The sequence below is a fragment of the Syntrophothermus sp. genome, assembly GCF_013314835.1.
Taxonomy (GTDB): Bacteria; Bacillota; Syntrophomonadia; order Syntrophomonadales; family Syntrophothermaceae; genus Syntrophothermus; species Syntrophothermus lipocalidus.
This window is the reverse complement of record NZ_JABUEX010000082.1, coordinates 1-7,657: the sequence shown is the minus strand read 5'-3', so window position 1 is coordinate 7,657 and position 7,657 is coordinate 1. Positions and strand designations below refer to the sequence as shown.

Annotated in this window: 3 protein-coding genes, 1 pseudogene and 2 riboswitches; of the genes and pseudogenes, 3 read left to right on the top strand and 1 reads right to left on the bottom strand. The window is 59.9% G+C overall.

Translation table 11 applies throughout. The features are described from left to right. Nucleotides 1-202: 202 nt before the first annotated feature. On the bottom strand, nucleotides 203-688 hold the full coding sequence (locus HPY90_RS14200) for a flavin reductase family protein (protein WP_287195463.1): 486 nt from the start codon (nucleotides 686-688) through the stop codon (nucleotides 203-205). Nucleotides 689-818: 130 nt separating this feature from the next. Then, nucleotides 819-1,202, top strand: a riboswitch (cobalamin riboswitch). 108 nt (nucleotides 1,203-1,310) lie between these two features. On the opposite strand from HPY90_RS14200, the gene thiC reads away from it, so the two are divergent. The 3 genes and pseudogenes from thiC to cobN all read left to right on the top strand — a co-directional run. After that, on the top strand, nucleotides 1,311-2,609 hold the full coding sequence (thiC, locus tag HPY90_RS14195; RefSeq protein WP_287195461.1) for a phosphomethylpyrimidine synthase ThiC: 1,299 nt from the start codon (nucleotides 1,311-1,313) through the stop codon (nucleotides 2,607-2,609). Nucleotides 2,610-2,611: 2 nt separating this feature from the next. Then, on the top strand, nucleotides 2,612-3,883 hold the full coding sequence (gene bzaB / locus HPY90_RS14190) for a B12 lower ligand biosynthesis ThiC-like protein BzaB (protein ID WP_287195459.1): 1,272 nt from the start codon (nucleotides 2,612-2,614) through the stop codon (nucleotides 3,881-3,883). A 56-nt stretch (nucleotides 3,884-3,939) separates the two neighbouring features. Beyond that, nucleotides 3,940-4,226: riboswitch (cobalamin riboswitch) on the top strand. A gap of 304 nt (nucleotides 4,227-4,530) precedes the next feature. Further along, nucleotides 4,531-7,657, top strand: a pseudogene (gene cobN / locus HPY90_RS14185) (cobaltochelatase subunit CobN); the annotation flags it as partial.

The window sequence follows — 7,657 nt, the reverse complement described above, 5'->3', positions numbered from 1 at the left end:
TGCACCAGATTGCCGTGGGAGTGAGCATGAGTGTGTTTAACCGCAGGATGGGTGTGTTCGTGGACATGCAATACCATTATCCATAACCTCCTCCCTGAAGGTTTACTGCCGTCCATCGGCAGCGTTTGCCAATTTTTATTATATATTCAGGAGGAAGAAAAAGTCAATCAAATTTTTGGCAAGCCAGCGCGGCTCTGAGGAGTCAGGCTTCTGCTTTCACGTAACGCCCCCACTTCCAGTCGCGGACCACGAGGGGCTCCGCCTCAGGCCTCTGGACCTCGCCCCCCACAACCTCTCCGATGAAGATCACGTGGTCACCGGCAGGGTGGGTGGCCGCTACCCGGCACTCGAGGTTGGCGAGGCAGTCCTCGAGGAGCGGAACCTTGACAGTTTTTCCCGGGAGGGTTTTTAGACCCAGGGCCCTTACCTTGTCCACGTCCCTTCCGGAGCGGCTGCCGCAGAACTGAGCGATCTCCGCCTGGTCGGCGGCGAGGATGCTGACGACGAATTCCCCGGAGGCGGAGACGAGTTCGTAGGTGAAGCGCTCTGGGGCAATCGAAACCATCACCAGCAGGGGCTTGAAGGAAACCTGGCTCACCCAGGAAGCTGTCATGAGGTTGTGGCGGCCCTCGTGAAAGCTCCCGATCAGAGTCACGGGCCAGGGAAGCTGGCGCAGGGCTGTTTTCACTTTCCCGACCTCCTTGATTTTTTATTTAATTTAATTTACCACATCCACACCTTTACCTCCAAGAACTATTCTCCAGGTTTTAGTTTTGCTTGCGCTGCCGGGTCGGTTGTGATATTATACCTTTGAGTAATAACTGAATAGTCAAACAGGTGTCCCATGAAGGGGAGAATAGGGAAGTCCGGACGCCCCGGCACTCAGGTTAAGAGCTGGAGTGGGCCTGCAGTTGCGAGAGGAAATTTCTGCAACTTCACTGGGTAGAGGTTGTTGGTACCAGAGCGTAAAACCTGAGTGCGGGCGGAAACGGCGCGGTCCCGCCACTGTAATCGGGGAGCTTGACCCGGTCACTGGCCGGCACTCAGTTCATCTGATTCCTGCTGCAACGAAAGCAGGTTATTGCTAACGATAGAGTCGCGGTAAACGGAACTATACATGGCTGGGTGCTGCCGGGAAGGCCGGGGGAGGAAGCGCGCGATGATCCGCTAGCCAGGAGACCTGCCTGTTTGAGGGAGGGCTGCTCTCGCGCGAAAGGGCAGCCGGGCGCGGAGGATGATGGTAAAGTCCTCAGCCAGATGAGGTTTTGGCTGGGGACTTTTTATTTTACTTCAATGGAGGTGGGTTGAAAATGCCAACGCAGATGGCCAGGGCTCTGGCCGGTGAAATCACGCCAGAAATGCAAAGGGTGGCCGAGCGGGAGGGAGTGGACCCGGAGTTCGTCCGCCGGGGATTGGCGGCCGGGACCATCGTCATACCCCGCAACCGCGCTAGAAAGAACATCGATCCCGTGGGTATCGGCACGGGGCTTTCGGTGAAGGTAAGCGCCAGTGTGGGCCTGGCAGCGGAAAGGGATACCATTGAGGGTGAGGTCGCCAAAGTAAGGGCGGCTGTGGAAGCCGGCACCGATGCCATTATGGATTTGAGCGTATGTGGGGACATTGACGGTGCCCGGCGGGCCGTGCTGGCGGCAACCACTACGCCCGTGGGTACCCTGCCCGTCTACCAGGCCCTGGCGGAGGCCCGGGAGAAGTATGGAGCGGCGGTAAAAATGAAGGTGGACGAGATGTTCGATGTCATCGAGCGGCAGGCCGCCGATGGGGTGGATCTTCTGGCCCTCCACTGCGCCACCACCTGGCAGACCCTGCGGGCGGCCAAAAAGCACCGCCGCGTTGATTACCTGGTCAGCCACGGGGGCAGCCACTTAATGGGCTGGATGATTTACAACCAGCAGGAGAATCCCCTTTACGAGCATTTCAACCGGCTGCTGGAAATCTGTCGCCGCTATGACGTTACCTTAAGCCTGGCCGACGGCTGGCGTCCCGGCTGCCTGGCCGACTCCCTGGATGCCGCCCAGGTGCAGGAACTGGTGGTTCTGGGGGAACTGGTGGCTCGGGCCCGGGAAAAAGGGGTGCAGGTGATGGTGAAAGGGCCCGGTCACGTGCCCCTGGGGCATCTGAAGGCCACCGTGCAGCTGGAAAAGCAGCTCTGCCACGGAGCGCCCTATTTTGTCTTCGGCCCGGTGGTTACCGACATCGCCCCCGGGTACGACCACATTACGGCGGCCATCGGTGGGGCGCTTTCGGCCTGGGCCGGGGCGGAATTTCTCTGTTATGTTACTGCCGCGGAGCACCTGGGGCTGCCCGATGTAGAGCAGGTAAGGGAGGGCGTCGTTGCCGCCCGCATTGCCGCCCACGCCGCCGACGTGGCCCGGGAGCCCCGGGCCGCCCGGTGGGACCTGGAGATGTCCCGGGCGCGCAAGGCCCTGGACTGGGAGAGGCAAATCGAACTGGCCCTCGATTCCCGCCGGGCCGGAACTCTTCGCCGGGAGCGCAGCCGCGGTTCTCACCGGGCATGTGCCATGTGCGGCAAGTATTGCGCCATGCAGGTGGTAGGGGAATATCTGGGCAAAGAGCAGGGGGTGTGTTAGATATGACGCAGTTGCTGGCGGCCAGAGAAGGCCGCGTTACGCCGGAGATGGAAGAGGTGGCCCGGCAGGAGGGGGTGGACCCGGAATTTATCCGGGCCGGGGTGGCCGCGGGTGCCATCGTCATCCTGAAGAACAGGTTACGGAAAGGAATCCGGCCCTGCGCCATCGGGCAGGGTCTGCGGACCAAGGTGAATGCCCTCATCGGCACCTCCAGCGACCGGGACGATCCGGAAATGGAGGCCCGCAAGATCGAGGTGGCCATTTCTGCCGGGGCCGATGCCATTATGGACCTGAGCACCGGTGGGGATATCGACGGCATGCGGTGCATCAGCCTGGAAAGGGCCACAGTTCCCGTGGGGAGCGTGCCCATCTACCAGGCGGGCATTGAGGCCATTGAGAAGAGGGGCGGCATTGTGGCCATGACCCCGGAGGACATGTTTGAGGCCATAGAAAAGCAGGCCGCCGCGGGCATTGATTTTATGGCCATTCACTGCGCCCTGAATTTTGAGGTGGTGGAGCGCCTGCAGAGAACCGGACGGGTAACGGACATTGTGAGCCGGGGCGGCGCCTTCCTCACCGGCTGGATGCTGCACAACAAAAAAGAAAATCCTCTTTACGAAAACTACGACCGGGTGCTGGACATTCTGCGGAAATATGACGTCACTTTAAGCCTGGGAGATGCCATCCGCCCCGGGTGTATTGCCGATTCCCTGGACGGCGCCCAGATTCAGGGCCTGCTGGTGGCCGGGGAACTGGTTGCCCGGGCCCGGGAAAAGGGGGTGCAGGTAATGGTGGAGGGGCCGGGGCACGTGCCCATCCACCACGTGGAAACCACCATGCTGCTGCAAAAGCAGCTCTGCCACCAGGCCCCGTATTTTATCCTGGGCACCCTGGCCATTGATGTGGCCCCGGGGTACGATCATATTACCGCAGCCGTCGGCGGAGCCCTGGCCGGGGCTTCCGGGGCGGATTTCATCTGCTACGTCACCCCGGCGGAGCACCTGGGTCTGCCCACGGAAGAGGACGTGCGCGTGGGGGTGATGGCCGCCCGTATTGCCGCCCACGCTGCCGACATTGCCAAAGGCGTCAAAGGAGCCTGGGAGTGGGATTTAAAAATGGCCCGGGCCCGGGCTTCCCTGGACCGTGCGGCAATAGCCGGCCTGGCTCTGGACCCGGCCCTGGTTCGCTGTTACTTTGAGAAAGAAAAAGGGGAACCGTGCAGCGCCTGCGGCGATGAATGCGCCCTGCGGCTGGTGGCGGAGTATTTCCAATAGTTTCACAAGGTGGAAAGCAGGAATTTGTGGAGGAATAGCGAACAGTTTTCAAAAAAGTGAATATGGTCGGAATGGGTTGCCTTGTTTGCACAGGGCTGAAAAGGGAATCAGGTGAAAATCCTGAGCGGTCCCGCCACTGTGATGGGGAGTCGCCGTACACGAAGCCACTGTCCTGCACTCAATGAGGAGCACTGACTCCCGGGCCAGGTTCAGTTTGGAAATGGCTGACATTCGGCTCGCGTTGTTAATGATAATTGTGTTAATGATAATTGAGTGCTGGATGGGAAGGCGTACGGTGATGATGAGCCAGAGCCAGGAGACCTGCCCATTCCATCTGGCCGTACCTGCCTACGCGGATAGGTAAGGAGGTTTTAGCCTTTTGAGTGAACCCCGTCGTGGCAGGCGGGGTTTTTGATTTTCATTCGACCTGTCAAAGGGGGGTAGCGCTCTTGGGTCTAAAGATTTTGTTTTATACTGCCATCGAAGGAGAGTTGGTCAACTTAAGCCGCGCCGTTAAGTCCCTGGCCTCTGAACATGGCCCTTTAATCGAGGTCTTTGCCCGGGCGAAGCGGGATCTGCAGAGCACCGAAAGTATCGGGGAACTGCTCCGGCTCGTTCCCCAATGTCACTTGCTTGTTCTCCACCTGATGGGTGGGCCTGATTCCCTGCCGGGTTTTGAACCTTTGACGAAACTGGCCCGGGAGAAAGGCATCCCTTTGGCTGTGATGCCATCAGCCGGGGAGAATGTCTCCGAACTGATGCAGTTGAGCCTTCTTCCGCCGGATGATTACCACCTTATGCGCCTGTATCTCAGCTACGGCGGTAAAGCAAACCTCAGGAACCTCCTCCTGTGGGCGGCCAACCGCTTCCTCGGCAAGGACCTCCCGGTAGAGGAGCCAAAACCCCTGCCCTGGGAAGGCCTCTACCACCCCGACTTCCGGGAGGAGAGCGCTCTTGCGGCATACGTAGAAGAAAAGATCAAGGAGAAGAAAAGGCCTCCTGTAATCGGGATCCTCTTCTACCAGAGCTACTGGGTGGCGGGAAACACCGGTTTCGTCGACGAACTGATCCGGGGAATTGAAGACCAGGGAGGTATAGCCTTACCGGTTTTTCTTTATGCCACGAGGAATGACGAGATCGGGAGCCGGGGAATTGAATGGGTGATCGCGAATTATTTCTGTAAGGATGGCCGGCCAGTGGTTGACGCGGTGATAAACACCCTGATGTTTTCCCAAACAATGGCTACTCCTACCTTCGGTCGGGCGGCGGGGGAGAACTTTTACCGGAAGCTAGGCGTGCCCTTGATCAAGGCCATCATCTCGCTGACTCCTTACGCGGAGTGGGAGGAGAGCCTGCAGGGGCTCGCCCCTCTTGATGTGGTGATGAGCGTCGCCCTCCCCGAGTTTGACGGCGCCCTGATCACCGTCCCTATCGCCACCCGGGAGGAGGAAGAGCAGGACCCGTTCACAGGGGCAACGTTGATCAAATACGCACCAGTTGCCGACCGCGCGAGAAAAGTGGCTTCTTTGGCGATCCGCTGGGCGAGACTCCGTCACAAACCCAACCATGAGAAAAGGGTTGCCATTATCCTGCACAACTACCCGCCCCGCAACGACTGCATCGGCTGCGCTTTCGGCCTGGACACCCCGGCCAGCGTCCACCGCCTGCTGGTGGTCTTGAAGGAGGCAGGTTACCGGGTGGAGGACCTCCCCCCCGACGGGGCGGCGCTGATGGAGAAGATCTTGTCCGGCCTCACCAACGAGCGGGGTTGGCTCGACCCCAGGGAGTTGGACCGCCGGGCGGCAGCGCGGGTAGAGCAGGAAACTTACGAAAAATGGTTTGCTGCTTTTCCGTCCCGTGCCCGGGAGAAGCTAGCAAGAGATTGGGGCGACCCTCCTGGGGAGGTTTTTGCTTACGGAAAGCACCTGCTCGTGCCGGGCATCTTCCTGGGGAACATCTTCATCGGCATCCAGCCCGTGCGCGGCTTTTTCGAAGACCCCTCTCGCATCTACCACAGCCCGGACCTGGCGCCACCTCATCACTATCTTGCTTATTACCGGTGGCTGCGGGACGAATTCAAGGCCGATCTCGTCTTCCACATCGGGAAGCACGGCTCCCTGGAATGGCTTCCCGGCAAAGGGGTCGGGCTTTCCCAGGCCTGCTTCCCGGACCTTGTTTTCCCGGATCTGCCTCACGTTTACCCCTACATCATCAACAACCCCGGCGAGGGAACCCAGGCCAAGCGGCGCTCCCACGCCTGCATCATCGACCACCTCATCCCTGTGATGACCAAGGCAGATACTTACGACGAACTGGCTGAAGTGGAGGCGCTGGTTAAGGATTACCACACCGCCAAGACCCTCGACCCCTCCAAGCTCCCGGCCTTGCGCGGCCTGATCTGGGAGCGGGTGGAGGCTGCCCATCTCGACCACGACCTCGGCATCTCCAAGGAAGGGGCCGAGAAAGACTGGGAGAGCTTCCTGGAGCGCCTCCATACCTACCTCTGCGAAGTCAAGGACACCCTGATCCGCGACGGGCTCCATATCCTGGGCCAACCCCCCGAAGGCGACCGGCTCGTGGAGATGCTGCTTGCCCTCACCAGGTTGCCTAACGGAGCAGTTCCTTCCCTGCGCGAGCAGGTGGCCGGGTTCTTGGGCCACGACTATGCCGCTCTTTTGGAAAACCCTGGATATTTTTCAAGTAAGCATAGCTGCACCTACGGCGAGATCTTGGAGGAAATCGACGGGAAGGCCCGCGCCCTCCTCGAGGCTTTCGCTAGGGAAAACTAAGCCCGGGAATAAGCGGTGGATGTCACGAGACAGGTGCTGGGAAAAGAAGACGAGGGGATCGGCCGGGTGCTGGCATATGTTGCCGAAACTCTGGTCCCGGCTCTAAGGGCCACGGAGCAGGAGCTTGTCAATTGTCTTTCGGCTTTAGAGGGAGCTTATATCCCGCCCGGGCCCGCCGGGGCGCCGACGCGGGGGATGGCAGATATCCTCCCGACCGGACGCAACTTCTACTCAATTGACCCCCAGGCAATCCCCACCCGGGCCGCCTGGCACACGGGACAGGCGCTTGCCAATGCCCTTTTGGAGCGGTACCGGCGGGATGAGGGAAAGTATCCGGAAAGCATCGGGATGGTGATCTGGGCCACCAACACCATGCGGACAGGGGGTGATGATGTTGCCGAGGCCCTCTACCTCATGGGGGTCCGCCCGGTCTGGGAGAAAAGCGGGCGGGTCAAGGGATTAGAAGTAATTCTCCTCGAGGAGCTGGGGCGGCCGCGCATCGATGTCACCATCCGGGCGAGCGGGCTGTTCCGGGACGCTTTTCTCAACGTTATCCACCTTCTAGATCAGGCGGTGGAAATGGTTGCCTCCTTAGACGAGCCTGAGGAGCTGAACTTTGTGGCTGCCCACGTGCGGGCTGAAGTGAAAGAAAAAGTGGAGGCCGGGATGGAACCGGAACACGCCAGGAGAGAGGCCCTCTGGCGGGTCTTTAGCGACCGCCCGGGGTGCTGCGGAGCAGGTGTGAGCAACCTCGTCACTGCAAAAAACTGGAAGGACGAAAAGGACTTTGCTGAGGTCTACATCACCTGGGGAGGCTACGCCTACAGCAGGCAGGCCTATGGTGAAGATGCCCGGGAACCATTCCGCCGGCGCCTGGCGACTTTAGAGGCAACCGTGAAGAACGAAGACACCCGGGAGATCGACATGTTTGACAGCGACGATTTTTACTCTTACCACGGGGGAATGGTGGCAGCGGTGAAGGCTG

What these genes read in the sequence shown, in the direction of transcription:
- thiC (WP_287195461.1), top strand. Translation starts at nt 1,311, where the DNA reads ATGCCAACGCAGATGGCCAGGGCTCTGGCCGGTGAAATCACGCCAGAA.
- bzaB (WP_287195459.1), top strand. Translation starts at nt 2,612, where the DNA reads ATGACGCAGTTGCTGGCGGCCAGAGAAGGCCGCGTTACGCCGGAGATG.